The sequence below is a fragment of the Epilithonimonas hispanica genome, assembly GCF_003385395.1.
Taxonomy (GTDB): Bacteria; Bacteroidota; Bacteroidia; order Flavobacteriales; family Weeksellaceae; genus Epilithonimonas; species Epilithonimonas hispanica.
In genome coordinates this window covers 1-22,335 of record NZ_QNUG01000045.1, presented here as the reverse complement: position 1 = coordinate 22,335, position 22,335 = coordinate 1, and the positions used below count along the sequence as shown (strand labels likewise).

The window sequence follows — 22,335 nt, the reverse complement described above, 5'->3', positions numbered from 1 at the left end:
TAATAATTCGTTAAATATTTGAATTTCAGAAACTTAAATATACGAATTATTACTTTTCATTGCAAATTTTATTTCATTTCTTATCCCGAACTCAGGTTAAAATAAGTCTTACGATTGATTTGCGTTGCCCCAAGAATACCTTTTGACCTGTAAGTCTGCAATGTTCGTTTGCTGATGTTGAGCAGTTGACAGGCTTCCTGCTGGTCGAGCCATTTCGTTGCCTGTTGCAGTGCTTTGTAGGGTGTAGTCATTTCCGCTATCAAATTGGAAACTTCCTTAACTTCCCTATGCAATGCTTTCAAAATCTGAATGTCTAAAACTGTTATTTCCATATCTGCATCATTTAATCAAAAGTAAAAGCAACTTATAAAGGTTGCTCCAATGTTGTAGTCAGAAGTAGCATTTGGCGTTCAGATGCTTAATACTCGACTATAATCCTAACTTTGGTTTATAGTTTTTTGGACGAACCTGTTGTGTTTGACTGTATTGTTTATTTTCAAAGCAGGTTTTTCATTTTTCTGTATAGTATGACTTTTTTGGTTTTTGTAATCCGAACGGATAACCGTTTTGGTAGCGCCTATGATACTTTCGGGTTCGGCAGGTTGCTTTGGCGGTTCAGTACGTTTACCTCCGAAGAGCTTTTGCCAATCTATTAAGCCTTTTGCTTCCCTGAACTGTCGTTTAAAGTTGGCGATGAAATTGGAAATCGGGTCGCTGTGTTTATCTACCTGCATAAAAGATGTATTCTTTTTTTTCTCAGATTTCTCTTTCTCTTTCTGCTCTTTGTCAGGTATTACTTTTTGTGCCATAGGTTCAAAATTTGCACCCAATATAGAACACAAGGGAATGTATTGTTTTCATTTGGCATTATGTGGCTTATGTTGGCACAATATGAATAGAAAGTAATCCTCAAAACACTTTAAATTTTCCTCGCAAAGCCCTCACACATTTAAAGAGTTTTGTAAGGATAAAGGAAAGCATACAAAAAACACCTATCCTTAGCCCTTACGTGTTTTTTGTACCCTTTCTTTGATTGGAATTGATTAAAAAAAGAATAAAAAAGGGAGCAAAGATAAGGCGGACAGCCACCGCACCGCCCGACCAAAAGACTACGGCATAATGGTAGGGCAAAAAGGTGGCTTCGCCGAGTTATTGTGTGATTGCCCTGCCACCCTTCGGGACTTATTCCGTTTCCTTTTGGTTTTTCCGCCTGTCCCCTTGTTAAAATGGCTTTCTTTTTTTTCTGTTTTTTTCTTTTGGAAAATAATTTTAAGAGGTAGAAACGTACCACCCACCACGTATAGTTATCAAAACAACGGTTTGTGTTTCTCGTCATAGATTTCCCTAATCAATTCCCCGAACTCCTGAAAGTGGTATTCGATAATGTTGTCCAGATACGCATAAATCGTCAGTTTGTCGATGCCCATAATATTTGTAAGCCTGTTAAATGTTTCGTGGTGTTCCTGCCGTACATACACTGATTTCCCCCTGCTTGCCGTTGTCGTGGGAATTTTGAAGAACCGTCCGCAGTAGTCCTCTTTGGTCAGCTTCTTTGGCTTGGAGGTGCTTTTTTTAGAATTGTTGACTGTTGGCTTTGAATGTTCCGTCTCAATTTCAGCAGGTTCTTCGGATGCCATTACACGCATAATCGCTTCCTCATCAACTTCGGGTTTGGCAAAGTCTTTCCTATGTGTTACTCCTTGTTGCTTCGTCAAAGGTTGATTCTTTTCATTGCCAAGAAAATTTTCTAAAGAAAATTCTTGTGCTTCGGATTGCTGTTCTTTGTTTTCTTCGTGTATCATATCTCTAAATTTTAATATTATATCCAATTAGCTGTTTGGCTAGCTAAGCAGTCAGTTGTATGTACGATTGTACCTATGTAACAACCTATCTACTTATGTACCTGCATACCCTTAATTAGCTGTTTCGTTAACTGAAAAGTGTATAATTCGTCTTCATTCAATCACGCAGATTTGCTGTCGGGATTTATGCAGATTTGCTACATAGTTAAGGTTATAACCAATCAGCCAGATAACCAGTTACAAAGGAAATAAAAGCCATTCCAATCCCCATAAAGGTGGTACTATTTGGCGTTTATTGGCTTTGTTTGGCGTGATTGTAAGTCGTTGTTATTCAAATAGTCTTATCGAACTTTGTAACGAAATCGATTAGCTTTTTCAGCTAACTCCAATACGTTTGCAAAACGGATTTTTCTGAACTCCTGTTCAGAGCAAGTTATCTCTTGAGGTCCTCGAAATAAATTTCCGCACCTCAAGAGCACTTGCCCTTGCAGGGGGCTGGAAACGGCTCCGAAGTCGCTCGTTTGTGTAAAATTAAGAATGGATTACTATGGAAGAGAAAAACAGAAAACAGATTAGGAAAACAGGAAGAAAACCAAAGATTGATCCTGCGGTGCATCGGTATTCCATCAACCTGAATGCAGAGGACAACGCCAAATTTCTTGCCCTCTTTGACCATTCAGAAATGAAAGCAATTGCTCATTTTATCACAGCCTGCATCTTTCAGAAGACGGTAAAGACCGTCAAAATTGATATGGATGCTATCGAATATCACGAAAAGTTGACCAAATTTTTCGGACAGTTTCGGGGAATAGCAACTAATTATAATCAGATTGTAAGGTTATTGAACGCTAATTTTTCAGAGAAAAAAGCATCTGCATACCTCTATAAATTAGAAAAACAAACAGCAGAAATGAAAGAACTGTTGCTAAAGGTTTTAATTCTTACCGATGAATTTGAAAAGAAATATCTAAATAAAGAGTGAAATTATGATTGCAAAAATCGGAAAAGGAAGCAATATGTACGGAGCGATTTTGTACAATCAGCAGAAAGTGGACAGGGAAAACGGAGCGGTTTTATTGCTGAACAGGATACCCGACACAATGAACGGCAGGTATTCCGTAGCATATTTCAATAAGTGCTTTGAACCGTATCTATCAGCAAATATCAAAACGGAAAAAACGGTACGGCATATTTCCTTGAACCCAGACCCGAAAGACAAGGTTAGCGATGAACAGTTTACGGAAATGGCACAGGAATATATGGAACGTATGGGCTACGGCAATCAGCCCTATATCGTTTTCAAACATATGGACATTGACCGAACGCACATTCATATCGTTTCGACCTGCGTGGGAATTGACGGAAAGAAAATCCCCGATGATTACGACCATCCACGTTCAATGGCAATCTGTCGGGATTTGGAACAGAAGTATAATCTACAAAAGGCTACTGAACAGGAGCAGAAACAAGCCAATAAAGTTTTCAAGCCTGTAAATCATAAAAATGGCGACATCAAAAGTCAGATTGCTTCGGTAGTACGGCATCTGCCAAAGTATTATAGCTTTTCAACTATGGGTAGCTACAATGCGTTACTTTCTCTTTTCAACATCACAGTGGAGGAAGTCAGAGGTGAACGGAACGGACAACCTGTAAACGGATTGGTGTATGTAGCATTGGACGAGAATGGAAACAAGGTTAGCAATCCGTTCAAAGCATCGCTATTCGGAAAAGATGCAGGCGTTGTACAACTTCAAAAACACCTTGAACAGTCCAAAGAGAAAATGAAAACCAATACTGCAAGGTCTGTTCTGAAAAACATGGTTGAACTTGCCATTCATACGACAAGCAACGAAACGGATTTTAAAAAGCAATTGTCCGAGCAGGGCATCAATACAGTTGTCCGTAGGAACGATAGCGGACGGATTTACGGTATGACATTTATTGACCACGAAAGCCGTAGCGTTTGGAACGGTTCGCAATTGGATAAAAACCTCTCGGCAAACGTGTTCAATGATTGGTGGAACAATGGAAACAAACCCGAATTGAAGATACAGAATAACCCTGTTTCTAAAGCAAATGAAATAGACAGCGTACCGACAAAAGACCTTTTTGAGTTTATCAGGCAGGAACATTCACTTAATACCTATATAGGATTATTTAATCTATTATCCGATACACAAGACGAGGATTATGAGGAAGAACAATTTGCCAAATTGATGAAAAAGAAAACGAAAAAAGGGAGAGGTTGAGATAGTATGAATAATAAAGGTAAAAAACACACATATGCTAGTGGTTTAAACAATATTTTATAAATTTAAACCATGTCTGAAATGAAAAAAATGGAACATTATGCAGGTCAAATTCTACGAATCGGATACTTTACTTAAAAATTATATATTGATGTTCGCCTACGCAGAGCTTTCTGTAAACGAGCTTTCAAAAACAAAATTTTTACCTGATAATGCCACCTCGCTTACTTTGTTTCTAAACCAAAATCCTTCAGTAACAGATTACTTCACAGGCAATACCGTTAATTACAGAATAGCTTTTGCAGGACAGCATTCCAAATCCGTGCTTTATACATCTAATGAGAACATCCGAATTATAAATATCGATTTTCTACCTTGGGGAGCTTACTCCGTTTTTGGACTAGAACAATCACAGTTCCATAATATCACCGTAGATGCTACCGAATTATTTCCAGCATTAAAAGATTTGTTGCCCGATTTGGAAGCTCATTTGCCCGATGATGAGTACTGTATGCGAATTTTGGAAAAATTTCTGATTTCCGAACTGCAAAAACGGTCAAAAAAAACCGATGAACGCATCATTAAAGCCAGCCAGGAAATTACAGAAAAATATGGCAACGTGCCTATAAAGGAAATTTGCAAAAAAGTGGATATGTCACATTCTGGGCTAACCAACCATTTTACGGAAATTATAGGTGTTAACCCCAAATTATTCGGACGTGTTGCCAGGTTTACTGCCGTTCAAAATTTTTTGGGAGAAAATCCCAATGCAGGTTGGTCAGATATTGTACACCAGTTTGATTATTTTGACCAAAACCATTTTATCCGTGAATTTAAACAGTTTACCGGAGCTGTTCCCAAAGACCGTAGAAAATGGGAAGCTTTGTTCAATCCCCTGAAGAAAGCCATAGAAGAAGGTTTCGAAACCGATGCCGAACAAATGAAACGTTACCGGGATGCTTCCCTATATCAGATTTTGCATTACATTAGTCCAGAACATTAGTATTTACCTTATTCATTATACACATTCAATCATTTTATAGGACAGCCCACTCAATTTAATATTTTTGAAGTGTATTTTACCGTATTTTTGAAGAAATACTTTTCATTCGGAATTTGTATGAACAAATAATTTTCACAATGATGATAAAGGCAATAATATTAGACGATGAAGAAAAGGGAACTTCTCTTTTAAACCATAAGCTTGCAGATTTTTCAGACAAATTAGAGGTTGTAGCCATTTTCAATGAACCCGAAAAAGCATTGACTATTATTAAAAATCTAGATATTGATGTTCTTTTTCTTGATATTGAGATGCCCAAAATCAACGGCTTTCAATTTTTGGAGCTCTTGGGGCAATTTAATTTTGAGGTTATTTTCGTAACTGCTTACGATGCCTATGTGCTGGATGCTCTTCGCAACAATGCGTTGGATTACCTGATGAAGCCTGTTGATCCCGAAGAATTGGAAGTAGCCATCAACAAGCTTGAAGAAAAAATTAGCAAAAAATCGAACATACAGCAAAACGGAAAAAAAGACAACGGGAGACTGTCTTTAGCTACCGCCGAAGGAATTTATTACATCAAAAAAAGCGATATTATCACCGTTGAAGCCATGAGTAATTACAGTGTTTTCCATGTCGTTTCTGGAAATAAGATTATTGTTTCGAAAACGCTGAAAGAATATGAAACGATACTTTCAGAAGACTGTTTTTTTAGGGTGAACCGCAGTGCGATTGTCAATTTGGAATATGTTGTAAAATTCCGAAAAGGCGATGTTTTGGAACTTGCAAATGGTGCAGAAATTGAAGTTTCTTCTACAAAAAAAGCAATGCTGCTTGAAAAACTGGCGTAAACTTTCCCATTCTAATATTCCGTAACGTTTAATCCTACTTTCTTTCTTCAATTTTTGGTAGACGCAGCAAAGAAATACAACCTTTTTCCCCTAAAGTGGCACGGTCTATAATTTCAAACGAGGCTTGCGTATCAGGATAATCGCTGTTCAGAATCTCGATACGGTCTTTTATAGAGGACACTCCAAATGATTTCTTTTTGTATCCCGGTGTTTCCGCCTTAGCGTTGCTCAATCCTGATCCGTTATCTATCACTTTTATTTCGATGTGCTTGTCGGTTTCTGCTACCGTAACAAGTAAAGATGCTCCCGACTCCCGTTCGTATCGCAAACCGTGAAGTATAGCATTTTCTATGAGGGGCTGTAACATCATTGGAGGAATGAGATACTGACGTAGATCCAGTCTTTTTTCGACTTCAAAACGGTAATCGAAATGTTTGCCGAAACGAATATGCTCGATATCGGTGTAGATTTTGTTGACCTTCCACTCACTATCTAATGTAGAAAGTGCCTGCGTAGAGTTTTCCAAGATCATACGGCTTAGCTTGGCAAATTTTTGTACCAATGAGCGTGCCATTTCAGGCTCGCTCTCTACTATATAGGCTTCGATGGAATTGAGGACGTTAAAAATAAAATGCGGATTCATCTGCGAACGAATAGCTTTCAGCTCGCTTTCGGTTACTTTATTTTTTTGCAGTAATTCTTCAGCTTCTTTTTCTTTCAGTTTATTTTCTGTTTTTAGCTGTTTCAAGCGGTTTTTATTCCACAAAAGAAAAAACAGCAATCCAACAATGAGTATTCCAATGAATCCGTACAGCCAGAATTGTCTCAGCATAAGCTTCGCCAGTTCATTCTCTTGTTGCAGACTTTTATTTCTATTCTCTGCTAATGCTTTTTCCTGAGTAGTTATTTTTAGTTTTTGAGTGTTTTCAGCGTTTTGTAATTTTTGATTTTCCAGTTCGGCTGATTGTAATTTTTGTTCTTGCTGCGTTTTGGCTAATTCGTTTTGATTAAGCTCATTCAACAAGATCTGTTGTTGAAGATTCAGGTTGTGTACAATTTGTTGGTGCTTGTATTGCTCTTCTTTTTTATCAAAATCATACTGCATTTGCAATCGTGTCAGCTTTCGGGTATTGTCCTGATTAGATATACTATCTGTCAACAGGTTACTGATTTGATAATATTTTTGAGCTGCGTCAGGTTGATACAGGTAATTATAAATCTTCATTAACTGGTCTGCACTTTCTTTCTGCACGTCGATAGATTTTACCTCTTTCCCTGTAGCATAAGCTTCAGAGGCTAGTTTTTCGGCTTCGCTGTAATTCTTGGTTTTGAAATAATAATCTGATAAACCTATTTTACTAACGGCTTGACTTTTTGTGTTTTTAGTTTCGGTCGTTATCTCGTATGCTTTACTGAAATAATAAAAGGCAGAATCGTTTTCGTTCAGATTGTTGTACCCACTGCCCAGATTGTTGTATATCTGCGAGAGCAATGTTTTATTCGCTTCGACCCCATTTTGCGCCAATGCTTTGTGTAGAAGTTCGTTGGACTTTTTGTAGTCTTTCTGTTTCTCATAAACCAGTGCCAGATTATTATAGTTTGTAGCCAAAACATTTGCCATAGCCGGTATTTTGCTATAAAAGCGAATGTTATCTTCCAGATGATGTTTTGCAAGATCAAAATCATTCATTTGCAGATAAATAGCAACAAGATTATTTTTTATCAAATGGATTGTTGGCTCGTCTTTGAGCGATTCTGCGATTTTCAGTCCTTGGTTTTGTGTTTCTAATGCTTCGGGTAGTTTAGATTGCATAATCTGCGCATTGCCTTTTGTTGCCAGAATACGGGGCATTTGCGACTGTACATTGTATTTTTTTGCCAATTCGTAAGCCTTTTGTGTAACTTTTTCCGCTTCTACAAATTTTCCTTGATAGAATAATGATGCTCCTTTTAGACGCGAAAGACTTACTGTTGTGCTGTTATCATTTTTTCGTTGAGCTGCCAATATAAGACGATCTATTTTGGAAGTAGCACCGGCAGGATCGGCAAGTATATTTTTCTCCAATGCCGAAATCAGTTCACTATTGGATGTAGAAGATGTCTTTTGTGATGTATAATTATTTATAAGCGCATCAAGGTTATTTTCCTGAGCCAAGGCACACAAGGAAAGACTACTGAATGCAATAATAAGAATAAGCTTATAAAAAAATGGCATTGGCTAAATGTTTATGTTTCAGGTAAAAATAGTAAATATTCAATATATAATCTAAATCTTCCCTTGTTGAATACGATGACTCACTCATTCAGTTTTGCGCTTTACTCATTTGGACAAATTTGCTTTGATTTTCTTGTTTCATTTGTCATATAATATGAATTGAAAATGGAAAATGGAGCGTTGAAAATAACATTAATACTTAAATCCAATTTTGCGATTTTATGCTATTTTCTGATTGCTCGTTTTTCTATTTTTCAACGATTTTTTAACGATAAAAAGTGAAGTTATGAAAAAAAGTAGAATCTATTCTTTGCTGTTGCTGGCAAGCTTCTTACTGTTGCTGTCTAACTGCTCAAGCGATGACAATAATCTGGAACCGGAAATCCCGGCAAACAACGACGTAAAAACCAAAGCAGGCTCAACCAACGGCGCCCCTTACAAGGTTTTCTATCAGGAAACCAACCAAGCCGATACCCGTAAAGGTCTTATTATCCTTGCCGTAGGCGATGGTGGCAATGAAAACGATGCCACGTTGAATGCCCAATGTACAGCTTTGGCAGATAAAGGATATGTGGCCATTACCACTACATACAGAACCAATTCGGAATATTATGCAGGGTTCAAAGAAGATATGGAACAGATTATTACCACAGAAACTACAGCCTTTGGCATTGCAAAAAATAAAGTAGTGCTTGGCGGATTGTCACGAGGAGGAAATCGCCTGCACGGTGCTGTTCTTCCTGCAAACCCACAGAATAACAGCTATCCCATAGAAGGTATAAAAGGCGTTATTCTTGAATGTGCAGGAGGTGATTATTGGAAAGGCAGAGGAATGCTTTATCCGGTACTGTTTATGAATAATAAGGTTGACGATGCGGTACAGACACCCGATGCCGAAACTTTTGTAAACGGTTTGCAAGAGAACGTTAATCCGGATGTGAAGGATAAAAGTAAAACGCTTATCGTTCCCGGATCAGGACATTGCACAAACGCTAATCAATACAAAGATTTTATAGTGAACAATATAGACAACTTATTCAATTGAAAATGGCTAAGAGCAAAAAAAATAATTAACATTTAAAATAGAAATAATATGAACAGAATAATCAAATTTATGATGCTTGTGGGTATAGTTACAAGTATTACATCTTGTTCCAGTGTACAACAGGCAGCACGTACAGTAAACAATTCGGGCATATTGAATACGCCTACATCATCTGGTACAGCAAAAAAAATGGGTAGCCTTGGTACAGGCGTTAGCAATGCTCAAAAAATCACAATGGGAACCTACTACATTATCAACGTGGGCAATCAAAAAGCATTGACAAATCCCAAAAAAGAAAAATTTACAAAGCTTAGATTGGAAGATTTTGATGGTAGCAATTTGCAAAAATGGGAGGTCATCCAATCAAAAAACGGCACCATTCAACTCAAACAATTCGATACGCCAAACTGGTACGTTTATTTTTCTAACTCAAAGTGGCTAAGCGTAAACAGCGATGGTGCGGAAAATTTTACGTTTAAACCAGCTTCTGGTACAACGAATAGATTCCATTTTGTAAGCAGTACCTATGGCGGAAAAGTATTGATTTGGGATGGCGACCACAGCTACAACGGAACTCAAACAGCTGTATTAGAAAATAACAAATTTGACCAATGGGAGCTAGTTCCTGCGAGATAATAACTTTCAAAAAATATTATTATGAAAACATTATTAAAACTTACATGTGCAATCTTTGCGTTTACGTTGTTGTTTACAGCGTGTAGCAAAGACGATGATGATAGTGCTCCTCGCGTTGCCAAGGAAATAACATCAGCAGAACTTCTTAAATATAAAATAGTGGAGGAATTTGTTGCAAAACCAAACTATCAGCCACAATTTGGAGAGCACCCTATTCTGTTTGTAACCTATTTTTCCAAAGAAAATGAAACAAATAAAGTTAGCATGGCATGTTTTAATAACATTTCTTCGGATATGTCTATCGACAATATTTCTTATGATGCAAAAACGGGTATTACTACCGTTAGAACTTTTCTTGGCTTTTATGAATTGACTCGGGACGAAAATGATGACATTATTTTAAAAGGAAAATTAAACATTACAGATGGTGTTGATTTTAAAGATTATTGGAACTCGAATCATGTACAATTGATCTATCTCGAAAATACAATCCAGCCCGAAGAGCCTGAGAAATTCTTATTGGGCATAGCCAAAAGTACATATAGCGCAACTGTTGGAAATACTACAGCTTATTATGAATTTGACAATGAAATCAATTGGATGTATACAATCGGGGGTTATCCTACCACTTATCCATGGACTTATAGATTATTAGCAAAAACTATTGGTAAAGGTAAAGATAATGGCACGGCAAAATATGACAATCTTTTTGTAGAAATACCTTCTGGAAACGGATGGAAAGGAAGTAAAAAAGATGTGGCCTTACTTCTAATGCATACCTGGAACTCAAATAAAGAAACCGTTGGTCCTATTGGTATATATGAGAAGCATACTTGGAAATAATCTTTAAAAATTAATATTATGAAAAATCTAACAAAACTAACATTCGCACTTTTCGCATTTATGCTGTTGCTTACAGCGTGTGGCAAAGATGATGATAATTCACTTACTAAAGACAAAAAACTAACAAAGGTGATCTATCGACAAAATGTTAATTCAACTAAAGTTTTGAATTACAAATACGATTCTGACGGAAGACTTATTCAAATTGATTTGGATGATACAACAATGCCATTTATAAAATTCAATTACATCAATAAAGATCAAATAGGACGAATAGAATTCCCAAGTAATTCTATGTCTTTTGATTATACCTACACAGCCAATAGTCCTTTACCCAATTCTATATACATCGAAGATGGCTCTCATCACGCCACAGCTGATGTCACATTTATTGACGGAAATCTAAATTTTAAAACGGTTGATATAGATAGAACGCTAACTGCAGTAAATACTACAGATAGATCTTTTAAGAGTATAATAGATGGTGTTTCTTCATTTAAATTCAATTTTGATCATACTAAAAAAAATGGTTTGGGTAACCAAAAAGCACTCAATATTCCAATCGCATTAACCGGCAATATCGAAACTCTTTATTTACTTCAATTAAATACCCAAGTAATCAATAGCATTCAGCTTTCTAATGGAAATACACAAACATTAGAATTAGAATTTGAATACGACACCGAAGGCTATATCACCAAAACCAAGGATGGTAAAATAGAATATTTCTACCAATAATCGTTTGATAAAAGAAATAACGTCTACAATAGCAATGACTAATTATGAAAAATCTAACAAAACTAACAAATCTGACATTCGCACTCATCGCATTTACGCTGTTGTTCTCGGCGTGTAGCAGTAGCGACGACGATACACTACAACCGGAAAAGGTTGCTAAAGAAATCACCCGAGATGATTTAATGAATTATATGATTGTAGATGAATTTTTAGCCAAGCCTGAATATCAAAACCAATTAGGTACCAAACCTTACTTAATTGCCAGCTACGTTGCAGAATACAACAATGACGGTAAGCTTTATACCATTAGTGAAGGCTGGTTTGCTTCTGTTCTATATAACTTGGAACAAGACGAGGCGCTCACATACGATGCAAATACCGGCATTACAAAACTCAAAACCAAATGGGGCTATTATGAATTGACCAGAGATGCTAATGAGCAGATTGTTGTAAAAGGTAATTTCCATTTTGAGGATGACCCTAACAATCCCAATACCTATTGGTTTACATCAAGCTACACCCAATTGGTAAAAGTAGATGGTAAGGTTTACGACAATTCTACTTACAAAGCCGTAGAAAATCTTACAGGTTTTTATCGGTTCTCTATTGATTTTTGGCGATACAAACAAGATGCCGTCCCTATCGAAGGAGAATTGACCTGGCCTTACTATCTAAATCACAGAAATGTTTGGACAGGGCAAGACGGCGGAACAGAACAGCTATACAATGTTTTTATCGCCATTCCCAAAGGCAATGGTTGGAAAGGTAATCATAAAGACAAGGATATTCTATTGGTAAATACCGGAAAAACAATGACCACAGGAGATGTTGTTGTGTGCGAGAAAATGTAAAATTAATTGAAAATGGAGAATGGAGAGGTGAAAACGATAATACACTTTCAACTTTCACTTTTCAACTTTAAACTAAAGAAATATGAAAAATCTAATAAAAATTACATTCATCCTCTTCGTATTTACGTTGCTGTTTACAGCGTGTAGCAAAGATGATGATGATGCACAAGGCAATATCAACCAAAAACAATTACATGGCAAATGGGTCGTTAATGCAATGAGTGGAAAACTATTTGTAAAGGTTGGAAATATCCCCGAAACGGAAGTTCCGCTAATGTCTTTTTGGGGTGGTAAAATTTTCTATTTTGAAAACAACAACCGCTTAAGCGTTTTAGAAAATCAAACCGAGGTTTTGGACTTTGGACCTTACCAAATTAATGGCGATAACCTCACTGTTGTCAACGGACCAGGTGTTTTAAAAGTTGCTTTGTTAGGAAATAATGAAATGACCCTGACCAACAAACAAGAAGACTACTACAAAATGATGACTTTCTATAACAATCAAACCGAAAGCGAAGTTCGTCAAATGTATCGTGTAGAAGGCGATATTGTTTTTCATCTAAAGAGAAAATGAAATTAGTTGATAATCCATAATTAATCGTTACAGCCATTAATTAAATCTCGTATTATGAAAATTATAACAAAACTTACATTCGCAACCTTCGCGTTTACGCTGTTGTTTACGGCGTGTAGCAAAGATGATGAAACTCCGCAAACCGAATTCATTGCGTCGGAAATCAAACCTAAAGAATTGGAAGATTTTATGATTTTGGAGGAATATGTACCTAAGCCAGAATTTGTGAACACAAGGGGAAATAAATCTGTATTGTCTGTAACAAGGATTCTATATGATTTGAATGCAAATTATCACTATGTGTTATCGTCTGATGCAAAAAGCACAGATCAAACAACTTTAATGTCAACATACAATGCTACTACTGGTATTACATCTATAAATACCAATTTTGGATTTTATGATTTGACGCGAGATAACACCGGACAGATTATCGTGTTAAAATCAAGAAACAAAGAAAACAGCATAGATCTACTTAGTACCGATTATAATTCTCGACATATACAATTATTGAAAATAACACAAACGTACTACTATAATTCTTCTTACAAAAGAGTGATAGGTAATGGTTATTATCGCTTCAGGAGCTATGGCCTTGTTTGGAAATATGGAGAATTCGTTGAACCGCAATACGATGAATTAAACTGGTCTTTTACCGCTATGAATAATATGGTATGGAGAGGTAAAGATGGTGGATCAGCTCAATATAGAAATCTTTTCGTTGCTATACCTAAAGGTAACGGCTGGAAAGGAGATTACAAAGACAAAGATCTATTATTGGTGAATACATTGGAGAAAGACAATTACAAAGCTGTAGGAGACTTTGGCATTTGTACACCTATTAACTAAAGTATAATACATCAAATTGCTGTGGTTGCGCAATGCAATATAGACCACAATTACTCCAAGATGTCAAACTAATACATAAACTATTTACTATGAAAAATCTCTCAAAAATTACATTCATCCTCTTCGCGTTTACGCTGTTGTTTACAGCATGTAGCAAAAGCGACGACGACAACTCACTTACCAAAGACAAAAAACTAGTAAGTATTGTATTTCCTCCTGGTAGTCAAGGCAAACAGATGGTAGCTAATTACCGATACGATGACCAAGGGCGTTTAATAGAAATTGTACAGGAAAACCCTTATTTGGTGACATTTACATTTACCTATATGCTCGATGGCAGAGTAGAAAAAATAAAAGTATTAAAGGACTTCTTTGATCAAAAATATATTGATTACACTTTTTTTTATGAAAGCGAAAGCAAGATACCCAACCGGATTAGATACAGTGGCGCCGTGCCTACATATACCGCCGATGTTGTGAATATTGACAATACCTTATTTTGGAATAATGAAGATGGCGATGAATTTGTACTTGAAGGAGTAAATACGACCAATAATACATTTCAACGTTTGGTTGCAGGCGGTGTAACATTTACTCCACATTTCAATACCCAATTAAAAAATGGTTTAGCAGCACAAGCTGTACTTAATATTCCGTTTGCCATGCTTCAAGGTTACGAAGGAATTATTGTGTATTTCGGTTTGCAATTAAACTCGCAGCCTATCATAAGGCTGGAAACTTCTGACGGAGAGCTATATAACTGGCAATACGAGACCGATGCCGTAGGTTACATTACTAAAACCCCAGGAGGAATAGAATACCGTTATCAATAAATATTTATGAACTTTTAATAAAGAACAAGACAATGAAGACATTTAACACCATATTAAGCACTTTGTGTCTATTGGCTTTTCAAACTGTTTCAGCACAGGTTGTAAATGTACAAGAAGCTATCAAAAATGCACCCAAAGAAGTGCCCGATAAAGTCGGTTTTGTAAAAAAGGAGAACGGCAAAACTATATCCAGCAAAACGATTACGTATTCCTATGACAAAGAAGGACAGCTGACCGAAATCAAATCAAACACAGGTGATTACACTTTTAAATACAGCTATGCCACACAGGAATATGTATTCGGACCAAACGAAAGAGTAAGCAGCATCACCGTCATTTTTAAGAACAACAATTATGTAAAAGCAGATTTCACCTATAATAAAGTAGGTGAATTGTCTAAAATAGTTCGCAGCGGACAAGAACGAGATGCGTTTGAATTGTATTATGACAAAGGTACTTACACGTGGAAAGATAAAAAAGGGCGAACGAACAAGCTAAAAGTCGATGGATACAAAATTACAGAGCATCTTGTCGGTGGCGATGCCTTTATATTTACCTATGACAAGGGAAAAAACGGAATAGAAAATATGTTGAAGCCAATTACGCTAACGACCTATATGGCAATGGAATATTATAACACCGACTTCTACAGTAGTGGTTTCTTACAATGTATTATGCCACAGCCTTTGAAAAGCATCACCGATCCTCGCGAAAATGGGAAAATATACACTTTTTCTAATACAAAAGGTTTATACACTTACCTGAAAGAAAGTAGCGTCAAGGAGGGCACGTATCTTAATACTTGGACATTCAGCTATCGAAAACCGAAAACAGAAGTGAAAATTGATCCGAAAGTGTTGGGAAATAAAAAAGTGGATAAAATAAAAAAATAATGAAGAAATATATCATCATTGGTTTAGCGTTATCGCTATTATCTTGTGGAGAAAACCAAAAAACAGAACAATCAAACACAGAAAATAATCCTTCAGAACAGATCGCCAAAACGTTTGAAGAAATAACTAAAGAAGCTGATATCAACGGCAAATGGCAGATTACAAAAGTTTCTGGCGAACCGGTAAAAATCTACCCGTCAGGCAAAAGTAATCCGGGAATGGAAATTGATTTTAACCCAATATGGAAAGGAGGAACCTATGAATTTACCAACGGTATTTGTTTCCTGACCCTTCCAAACACACCAAAAGACCAAATTGGCGGTTACAAAGTAAAAGGCAATACCATTATCTTTGACAATACCGAGGGCGAAGAACAGCAAATGACATTCACCCTTGACGGCAATACGATGACGCTAAGCATAAACTCCGAGGCCTACCAAAAGCTCATCAAGCAGAAAAGCAACGAGAAGGTAGAAATGGACATCAGCAATCCGCTTGTCTTTCATTTGAAAAAGTAATTCATTATCAACGATTAATTGTCAATTACAAGAAACTTATAAAATGAAAAATTTGATAAAAATAGTTCTTCCTATTATCGCTCTTACACTTGCATCCATAGCTTGCAGTAAAGATGATACCGATAATGACAGAGAATTTCCACAAGAAAATCCCTTAACTTCTTTTTTGCAAAAGTCTGGTTTTGATGAATTAATTAATAATTACGAATTAGGTGCATCTGGCGAAATAGGATATAAATTCAAACCAAAGGTGAAGGGTACGATAAATGCTGTCACCCTGAAAATTCCAAGAGATAGAACCAATATACCCGTTACCATTTGGGATGCAGAAACGAGAGCTATTATCAAAACAGTGACCATTCCAATTGTAAAAGCCAACATTGAAGCCACTCAAAATATTCAACCAATAGAAATATTACCTACCAAAACGTATATCATCAGTGCTAATAACACGAGAAGTTATTATGAACGGATGAAAGCAGACCAATCTGATATCCGATACCCGATTGAAGCGGGTAACATATCAGTGCTTGGTGCAAACTATATGTTTAGTAGAGATATTCTAGGTCCAACTTTTCCAGAAAATGGTGAGGAGTTGCGTTATCTTTATGGTGACGTTAGTTTTGTATTCCAGCAGACAAATTACTGATCAGTAAGGATGAAAACATTATTTTTTTTAATAACGGCACTATCATTCAACAATGCAATGGCACAGGAGAAAGGAATACCATCTTGTTTTCAGAAAAAGATTGCCGAAAGCAAGGATTATCTGGGGCTTTACCTTGCCGAAATAGAGGGCGATATCTTGTATCATCTCAAAACAGCTCCATTGCCTGGTGCCGACATAATTAACGTTGCTCGTTTTTACGACAAAGACTGCAATCAGGCAAACAGTTCGGCTTCGGGTGGTATCACAGGCAGACCAAAAAATTATAAACCGTATAAAATCATCGAAACTTTGTGGGAAAAAGAAATTTTCCCGATGAAAAGCTTGTCGCAAACAAAACAAAAATTTGAATATATCAACAGCTACAATGTTGTTTCGCCATTCAAATTTGCAGACCATCAATCTTTTTATTTTTCATTTAAAGACGGTTTGCAACTTCTTGATAAAGGAAAAGTAACAAAAACCTACAAAATCATTCCAAAAAAATTGGTACATTACAGTTCATATAGCGGTAGTAATGAGCCTACCGAAAATATACCGGCCAATGCCTGGTTGTTTACATACAATGAAGGTTATTGGTTGCTCGTGGCTTCAGATAGAGGATACTTTAATTTATTTGAGACCGATAAAGAAGGGAATAGAATCAATAATAGAGCATGGATCTCCTTAGCACATTTAGAAAAATAAATATGGTAAGAAAAACAGTAGCAGCAGGTGTCTTATTTTTAATTTTTGCCTGTACAGAACAAGAAAAAAGGAATGCAAAGTCAGAAGTTACCGACACAGAAACTACAACACAAAATGATGATATTGCAAATGAAGCCCGAGAATGGCTTATGAAAAATATCACTAACTATTTTGCGACAGAAGAACTCGGCTCGCTTGATAGTTTTATGCAAAAAATGACAACAGCAGAATACTACGAATACAAAAACGATGCTACCAACGTAGATTTGGAGATAGATGGAAGCCTGACCGAAACACAGTTTCACGAAAAATGGAAAAATAAATTCGACACATCCAAAGCAGGTATAGGCACAGGTTTTCTGATTTCCGGGCAAGACTGGGATAAAATAGAATTCGAAAAATGTGACCTTATTTCTACGACAGAAAAAGGATTTTTGTTTGATGTTATCTTAAAAGACGAAACATTTCAGTCAAAATATCCAAGTAAAATACTAGTTGTACATTTAGGTGATGGTTACAAGATAGCAGATGTAATCGGCGAACATTAAATCTCATAATCTATGAGGTATGTTTTTATACTGTGATTCTTTTATTATATAATTTGTATATTTGCTACGAGTTAACGGAAACACATTGAAAAGCAAAGCAATAAGCACCGTTACCAAATCGTTACCTGACTTTATGATAATCTTTATAAAAGCCTAGTATTTAACCGATACAGCTTTTTCCTGAAAATTTTAAAATATAAACCCATCTTTCGTGCAAAGCTTCTAATAATTTCAAAGAAACCAAAGGCGAAAGATTGTTGTCTGGTAATTCTGCCCAAAGACTTTCTTCGTATGGTTTAATTGTGGGAATATTTTCTGTCAACGCTAATTTGAATCTCATATAACTATTGATATGGCTGTCTGCACAATGATGAACAACTTGAGTGATTGTCCAACCTTCTGGTCTATATTTTAATTGCAAATCTTTTTCGTCAAGATTTTGGATTTCAAATTTTACAAGGCTCGGAAAGTTTTCTATTTCAGAAATGGCGGAATCGATGATTTCTTTGGTTATGGATTCCGGTTTTACAAATTTCCCGACAGGATATTTTAATTGTTCTAGATTCATTATTTCAAATTCTTCATTAGGATTGCTTCCATTTTCTCGTAACCTAATTTGGTTGGATGAATTCCGTCTTCTGCGATTTCTTTTGACAATCCATTTTTTTCATCTTTCAAAACTGAATGATAATCGACATAAGTGATATGGTTTTTCAAAGCGTAATCTTTTATCATTTTGTTCAGAGCAATCACTTTTTCTGCAGGTTTCATATCTTTTTTCCAGGGATAATCGTAAGCCGGAAGAACAGAACACAAAACGACTTTGATGTTATTTTCTTTTGCCAACTCTGTCATTGAAACAATATTTCCGAAAACCTTATCCAAAGAAATCGGACCTTGATTTTCAGCAATATCATTGGTTCCGGCGAGAATAATGACACGTTTAGGTTTCAGTTTAATCACATCTTCTCGGAATCTCAAAAGCATCTGCGAAGTCACTTGTCCACCAATTCCTCGTCCAACAAAATTATTCTTCGTGAAAAATCCCGGGTCTGTGGCAAACCAACCTTCTGTAATAGAATCTCCCATTAAAACAGAAGTTGGGACTATGTTTTGGGAAATTACTTCTTGATTTTGTTTCTGATATTTGCCAAAATTGGCAAAGTCTTGAGCTGATAGCATTGTCGAAAGTATAATGGATGCAAAGGTTAGGAATTTCATATTCTATATTTGGTTATCAAATATAAGAAATGACAATAAACATATTTCTTTTTTAACCACAAAAGTCACAAAAGAGATATCCTAGGTGTTTAAATTTACATCAGAAATAATTTTACAACCATATAGGCACATAGCTTTTATGAAAAAGAAAAAGTAGTAAATATAGTGCTTCTATTTTTTCTTTTTGCGCCTAAAATTGTGGTTTTCTATGTGTCTATGTGGTTTTGATTAATTTATTACAAGCTCTAAGAAAAACGCGATTAAACTAAATATATGTCTTTTGTGGTTTCAAATAATAAAATCAATAATTTTACAAAATGGAAAACACTTCAAAAGACCCTTTGCACGGAAAAAGATTGGACGCGATTCTGGAGGAATTGCTAGAATACTACAAAGGTTATGGAGAATTGGGAAAACAAATTAATATCAAGTGTTTTACAGGCGAAAACCCAAGTGTGAATTCTTCTCTCAAATTTCTTCGTAAAACGCCTTGGGCAAGAACAAAAGTAGAAAGTTTGTATCTCTATGTTTTGAGACAGAAAAAGAAACAATCAAAACAGTAATAAAACCACAAAAGTCACAAAAGTTTTAATTTTCCTTATGTTTATCAAAAGTTCAAATAAGGATAATGACTTCAAATGTTAACTTTTTTGCTCTTTGAAAGATTTTCTTTTTTTGATTTTTCTGTTGTGACTTTGTGGTTTAATTTTTTTATAATTTTTAAACAGGCTCTAAGAAAAAAGACATTCGGCTGTTTGAAACCGAATGTCTATATATGATTATCCAAAAGCTCTTTTCAAAAGACTTTCCACTTTTGGTTCTCTTCCCCGGAAGTTTTTGTACAATTCCATTGGATTTTTGGTTCCTCCAGAAGAAAGAAGGATTTTATATTTTGAAGCAATTTCCGGATTGAAGATTCCGTTTTCTTTGAAATACTGGAAAGCATCCGCATCCAAAACCTCTGCCCATTTGTAAGAATAGTAACCTGCAGAATATCCACCTTGGAAGATATGTGAAAAACTTGGACTTGCTGCAGTTTCTGGATTACTTGGATAAAGATTAGTTGCTGCCGTTTTTTCCACCTCAAATTCTTTCACACTTTTATTCTCCAACGCTCCAACTTCTGAATGATAAGCCATATCCAACAATCCGAACCCAAGCTGTCTCAAAGTCTGATAACCTTCCATAAAAGATTTGCTTTCTGACAATTTTTCGATTTTTTCGGCTGGAAGAATTTCCCCGGTTTGATAATGTTTCGCAAAAGTTTCTAAAAACTCTGGTTCGTAGCAATAGTTCTCCAAAAACTGAGACGGCAATTCCACAAAATCCCACTTCACCGAAGTTCCAGAAAGGTTCGGGTATTGCGTGTCTGCCAAAACACCGTGAAGTGCGTGACCAAATTCGTGGAACAAAGTGGTTACTTCTTGGAAAGTCAACAAACTTGGTGTGTCTTTCGTAGGTTTTGTAAAGTTGCAAACAACAGAAATATGCGGACGAGAATTTTCTCCGTTTTGTTTGTATTGATTTTTATAGCTCGTCATCCAAGCGCCTGCGCGTTTTCCTTTTCTTGGATGATAATCTGCGTAGAGCAAGGATTTGTAATTTCCGTTTTCTGTGATTTCGTAGGTTTTAACATCCTGATGATATTTCTGAACATCATTAATTTCTTTAAACTCCAATCCGAATAATTTTCCGGCCAATCCAAAAACTGCTTCCTGAACTTTTTCCAATTGGAAATATGGTTTCAGTTCTTCATCATCAATATCGAATTTTTGTTTTCTTAATTTCTCGGCATAAAAAGCGTGGTCATAACTTTGTATATCATCAATTCCGTCAGCTTTTGCTAATGATTTCAATTCTTCGATTTCTTTTTGAGCGTAAGGTGTTGCTTTTTCAAGAAGTTCATTCAGAAACTCGAAAACTTTAGTCGGAGATTGTGCCATTCTTTCTTCCAGAACAAAATCTGCATAATTTTTATATCCCAACAATTCTGCTTTTTCCTGACGAAGTTTTACGATTTCTTTGATGAGATTTTGATTATCGAATTCTCCACCATCAAAGGATTTTTTCCCGTTGGCCAGAGCTAATTCTTTTCTCAATTCACGATTTTCTGCATACGTCATTGCCGGAAGATAACTTGGATATTGAAGCGTAATCACATAACCTTCCAAATCTTTTTCCTTCGCATCTTCCTCGTATTGTTGAAGAATGGCTTCAGGAATTCCTTTTAATTCTTCTTTATCCGTAATATGTTTGAAATAAGCATTCGTTGAGGCTAAAGCATTTTGCCCGAACTGAAGTGATTTGATAGACAAATCCATATTGATTTTCTCCAGTTTCTTTTTGTCTTCTTCACTTAATAATGCACCGCTTCTTACGAAACCTTTGTAAGTTTCGTTGAGTAAAGTTTGCTGTTCTTCGTTCAATGACAAACTGTCTTTTTGGTCGTAAACGCTTTTGATTCTTTCGAATAGTTTTTCGTTTTGAGAAATTTTGGAAGAAAATTCTGTCAAAAGTGGTGAAACTTCCTGAGCGATTTTCTGAATCTCATCATTGGTTTCAGCAGAATTCAGGTTGAAGAAAATGTTGGAAACTCTGTCTAGTTGTTCTCCTGAAAAAGCCATTGCTTCAATTGTATTTTCAAAAGTTGGTTTTTCAGGATTATTAGTGATTTCATCGATTTCTTTTTCAGAAGTTTTTACTAATTCCTGAAAAGCGGGAAGATAATGCTCTTCTTTGATTTCCTCAAAAGGTGCTGAAGTATATTTTGTATTGAATTTTTCTAAAAGTGGATTCATAAAGATGAATTATTAATGATTTTATGTTTGTCTCAAATCACAAATTTAGTACCTAAAGTTGAAAGTATGACAAAATTGCGCCCCGACTTGAACGGAGCTCATCCGCCGGAGGCGGATAGCGGGAGTGGAAGGCGGATAAAGGCGCCCCAATAAATATAATTCTAGGAAAAATTTTTGTGTTCAAATTCTTTTTAAATGTGTTTTGAACTTAAAACTAACGTTTTATTAAGCAAAGTCTAAAAATTATCAATATCATCGTGGGAATAATCATCGTTTATTCTGTGATTGCAATACTGTTTTTTGACAGCAAATGTCATAACTAACAAACCATCCGTTCTCAGAAGGTCTTGGAAAACTGAAAGAACTTTCTGAAAAATAAAAAAAGAATCCGTCTCACAACAAAATTTGAGGCGGATTTTTTTGTTATAAAAGTTTTTCAATATTTTAAGAAAAAGTGAAAAGTTGTCCTCTTCAGGCAACTTTCTTTCTTAAATTGTGTGCTAAAGCGTGTAAT

At 35.9% G+C, this 22,335-nt stretch carries 25 protein-coding genes; 18 read left to right on the top strand and 7 right to left on the bottom strand.

What is annotated here, in order from left to right; all coding sequences use genetic code 11:
* Nucleotides 1–80 precede the first annotated feature (80 nt).
* From DRF58_RS15440 to DRF58_RS15430, 3 genes are all read right to left on the bottom strand, one after another.
* Nucleotides 81–332 (bottom strand): helix-turn-helix domain-containing protein, encoded by a 252-nt coding sequence (locus tag DRF58_RS15440; protein ID WP_116036733.1) that lies wholly within the window; start codon nucleotides 330–332, stop codon nucleotides 81–83.
* A 105-nt stretch (nucleotides 333–437) separates the two neighbouring features.
* A complete protein-coding gene (locus tag DRF58_RS15435) occupies nucleotides 438–809 on the bottom strand; it encodes a hypothetical protein (protein ID WP_245955513.1) in 372 nt (123 codons plus the stop codon).
* A gap of 498 nt (nucleotides 810–1,307) precedes the next feature.
* Nucleotides 1,308–1,802, bottom strand: a complete 495-nt coding sequence (locus tag DRF58_RS15430; protein WP_116036731.1) for a DUF3408 domain-containing protein — start codon at nucleotides 1,800–1,802, stop codon at nucleotides 1,308–1,310.
* Nucleotides 1,803–2,349: 547 nt separating this feature from the next.
* Here DRF58_RS15430 and mobA point away from each other — a divergent pair.
* The 4 genes from mobA to DRF58_RS15410 all read left to right on the top strand — a co-directional run bounded on the left by mobA (nucleotide 2,350) and on the right by DRF58_RS15410 (nucleotide 5,905).
* The gene (mobA, locus tag DRF58_RS15425) at nucleotides 2,350–2,784 is read left to right on the top strand and encodes a conjugal transfer protein MobA (protein WP_116036730.1); all 435 of its coding nucleotides are present in this window, start codon (nucleotides 2,350–2,352) and stop codon (nucleotides 2,782–2,784) included.
* A 4-nt stretch (nucleotides 2,785–2,788) separates the two neighbouring features.
* On the top strand, nucleotides 2,789–4,051 hold the full coding sequence (gene mobB, locus DRF58_RS15420; RefSeq protein ID WP_116036728.1) for a conjugal transfer protein MobB: 1,263 nt from the start codon (nucleotides 2,789–2,791) through the stop codon (nucleotides 4,049–4,051).
* A gap of 100 nt (nucleotides 4,052–4,151) precedes the next feature.
* A complete protein-coding gene (locus tag DRF58_RS15415) occupies nucleotides 4,152–5,054 on the top strand; it encodes a helix-turn-helix domain-containing protein (RefSeq protein WP_116036726.1) in 903 nt (300 codons plus the stop codon).
* 137 nt (nucleotides 5,055–5,191) lie between these two features.
* Nucleotides 5,192–5,905 (top strand): LytR/AlgR family response regulator transcription factor, encoded by a 714-nt coding sequence (locus DRF58_RS15410; RefSeq protein ID WP_206605232.1) that lies wholly within the window; start codon nucleotides 5,192–5,194, stop codon nucleotides 5,903–5,905.
* Between the two features lie 34 nt (nucleotides 5,906–5,939).
* Here DRF58_RS15410 and DRF58_RS15405 read toward each other — a convergent pair whose 3' ends face one another.
* Complete coding sequence (locus DRF58_RS15405) at nucleotides 5,940–8,120, bottom strand: tetratricopeptide repeat protein (RefSeq protein ID WP_116036724.1); 2,181 nt, start codon at nucleotides 8,118–8,120, stop codon at nucleotides 5,940–5,942.
* A 286-nt stretch (nucleotides 8,121–8,406) separates the two neighbouring features.
* On the opposite strand from DRF58_RS15405, the gene DRF58_RS15400 reads away from it, so the two are divergent.
* The 13 genes from DRF58_RS15400 (at nucleotide 8,407) to DRF58_RS15340 (ending at nucleotide 17,802) form a co-directional block, all read left to right on the top strand.
* The gene (locus DRF58_RS15400; protein WP_116036723.1) at nucleotides 8,407–9,165 is read left to right on the top strand and encodes a hypothetical protein; all 759 of its coding nucleotides are present in this window, start codon (nucleotides 8,407–8,409) and stop codon (nucleotides 9,163–9,165) included.
* Between the two features lie 48 nt (nucleotides 9,166–9,213).
* Nucleotides 9,214–9,801: a hypothetical protein gene (locus tag DRF58_RS15395; protein ID WP_116036721.1), complete on the top strand. Its 588-nt coding sequence runs from the start codon at nucleotides 9,214–9,216 to the stop codon at nucleotides 9,799–9,801.
* Between the two features lie 21 nt (nucleotides 9,802–9,822).
* Nucleotides 9,823–10,644 (top strand): hypothetical protein, encoded by an 822-nt coding sequence (locus DRF58_RS15390; RefSeq protein WP_123902428.1) that lies wholly within the window; start codon nucleotides 9,823–9,825, stop codon nucleotides 10,642–10,644.
* An 18-nt stretch (nucleotides 10,645–10,662) separates the two neighbouring features.
* On the top strand, nucleotides 10,663–11,382 hold the full coding sequence (locus DRF58_RS15385; RefSeq protein ID WP_078704107.1) for a hypothetical protein: 720 nt from the start codon (nucleotides 10,663–10,665) through the stop codon (nucleotides 11,380–11,382).
* 44 nt (nucleotides 11,383–11,426) lie between these two features.
* A complete protein-coding gene (locus DRF58_RS15380) occupies nucleotides 11,427–12,233 on the top strand; it encodes a hypothetical protein (RefSeq protein WP_116036716.1) in 807 nt (268 codons plus the stop codon).
* An 82-nt stretch (nucleotides 12,234–12,315) separates the two neighbouring features.
* Nucleotides 12,316–12,807: a hypothetical protein gene (locus DRF58_RS15375; RefSeq protein WP_116036714.1), complete on the top strand. Its 492-nt coding sequence runs from the start codon at nucleotides 12,316–12,318 to the stop codon at nucleotides 12,805–12,807.
* Between the two features lie 54 nt (nucleotides 12,808–12,861).
* Nucleotides 12,862–13,656 (top strand): hypothetical protein, encoded by a 795-nt coding sequence (locus tag DRF58_RS15370; RefSeq protein WP_123902427.1) that lies wholly within the window; start codon nucleotides 12,862–12,864, stop codon nucleotides 13,654–13,656.
* 89 nt (nucleotides 13,657–13,745) lie between these two features.
* A complete protein-coding gene (locus DRF58_RS15365) occupies nucleotides 13,746–14,489 on the top strand; it encodes a hypothetical protein (protein ID WP_123902426.1) in 744 nt (247 codons plus the stop codon).
* Between the two features lie 32 nt (nucleotides 14,490–14,521).
* Entirely contained in the window at nucleotides 14,522–15,382 is an 861-nt protein-coding gene (locus DRF58_RS15360) for a hypothetical protein (protein ID WP_123902425.1), read from the top strand.
* Nucleotides 15,382–15,900, top strand: a complete 519-nt coding sequence (locus DRF58_RS15355) for a lipocalin-like domain-containing protein (protein ID WP_116036708.1) — start codon at nucleotides 15,382–15,384, stop codon at nucleotides 15,898–15,900. The genes DRF58_RS15360 and DRF58_RS15355 overlap by 1 nt, the downstream gene beginning before the upstream one ends.
* A gap of 43 nt (nucleotides 15,901–15,943) precedes the next feature.
* Entirely contained in the window at nucleotides 15,944–16,549 is a 606-nt protein-coding gene (locus DRF58_RS15350) for a DUF4082 domain-containing protein (RefSeq protein WP_116036706.1), read from the top strand.
* 9 nt (nucleotides 16,550–16,558) lie between these two features.
* Complete coding sequence (locus DRF58_RS15345) at nucleotides 16,559–17,254, top strand: hypothetical protein (protein ID WP_116036704.1); 696 nt, start codon at nucleotides 16,559–16,561, stop codon at nucleotides 17,252–17,254.
* Between the two features lie 2 nt (nucleotides 17,255–17,256).
* The gene (locus tag DRF58_RS15340) at nucleotides 17,257–17,802 is read left to right on the top strand and encodes a hypothetical protein (protein WP_116036702.1); all 546 of its coding nucleotides are present in this window, start codon (nucleotides 17,257–17,259) and stop codon (nucleotides 17,800–17,802) included.
* Nucleotides 17,803–17,962: 160 nt separating this feature from the next.
* On the opposite strand, the gene DRF58_RS15335 is transcribed toward DRF58_RS15340, so the two are convergent.
* Together DRF58_RS15335 and DRF58_RS15330 are read right to left on the bottom strand one after the other, a co-directional pair.
* Nucleotides 17,963–18,370 (bottom strand): DinB family protein, encoded by a 408-nt coding sequence (locus DRF58_RS15335; protein WP_245955511.1) that lies wholly within the window; start codon nucleotides 18,368–18,370, stop codon nucleotides 17,963–17,965.
* Nucleotides 18,370–19,023, bottom strand: a complete 654-nt coding sequence (locus DRF58_RS15330) for an SGNH/GDSL hydrolase family protein (protein ID WP_116036699.1) — start codon at nucleotides 19,021–19,023, stop codon at nucleotides 18,370–18,372. Before DRF58_RS15330 ends, DRF58_RS15335 begins: the two co-directional genes overlap by 1 nt.
* Nucleotides 19,024–19,340: 317 nt before the next feature.
* Between DRF58_RS15330 and DRF58_RS15325 the strand changes: the two genes are divergently transcribed.
* Entirely contained in the window at nucleotides 19,341–19,586 is a 246-nt protein-coding gene (locus tag DRF58_RS15325) for a VF530 family protein (RefSeq protein WP_116036697.1), read from the top strand.
* Nucleotides 19,587–19,802: 216 nt separating this feature from the next.
* Here the strand turns inward: DRF58_RS15325 and DRF58_RS15320 are convergent, their stop codons facing one another.
* A complete protein-coding gene (locus DRF58_RS15320; RefSeq protein ID WP_116036695.1) occupies nucleotides 19,803–21,821 on the bottom strand; it encodes a M3 family metallopeptidase in 2,019 nt (672 codons plus the stop codon).
* Nucleotides 21,822–22,335 lie beyond the last annotated feature (514 nt).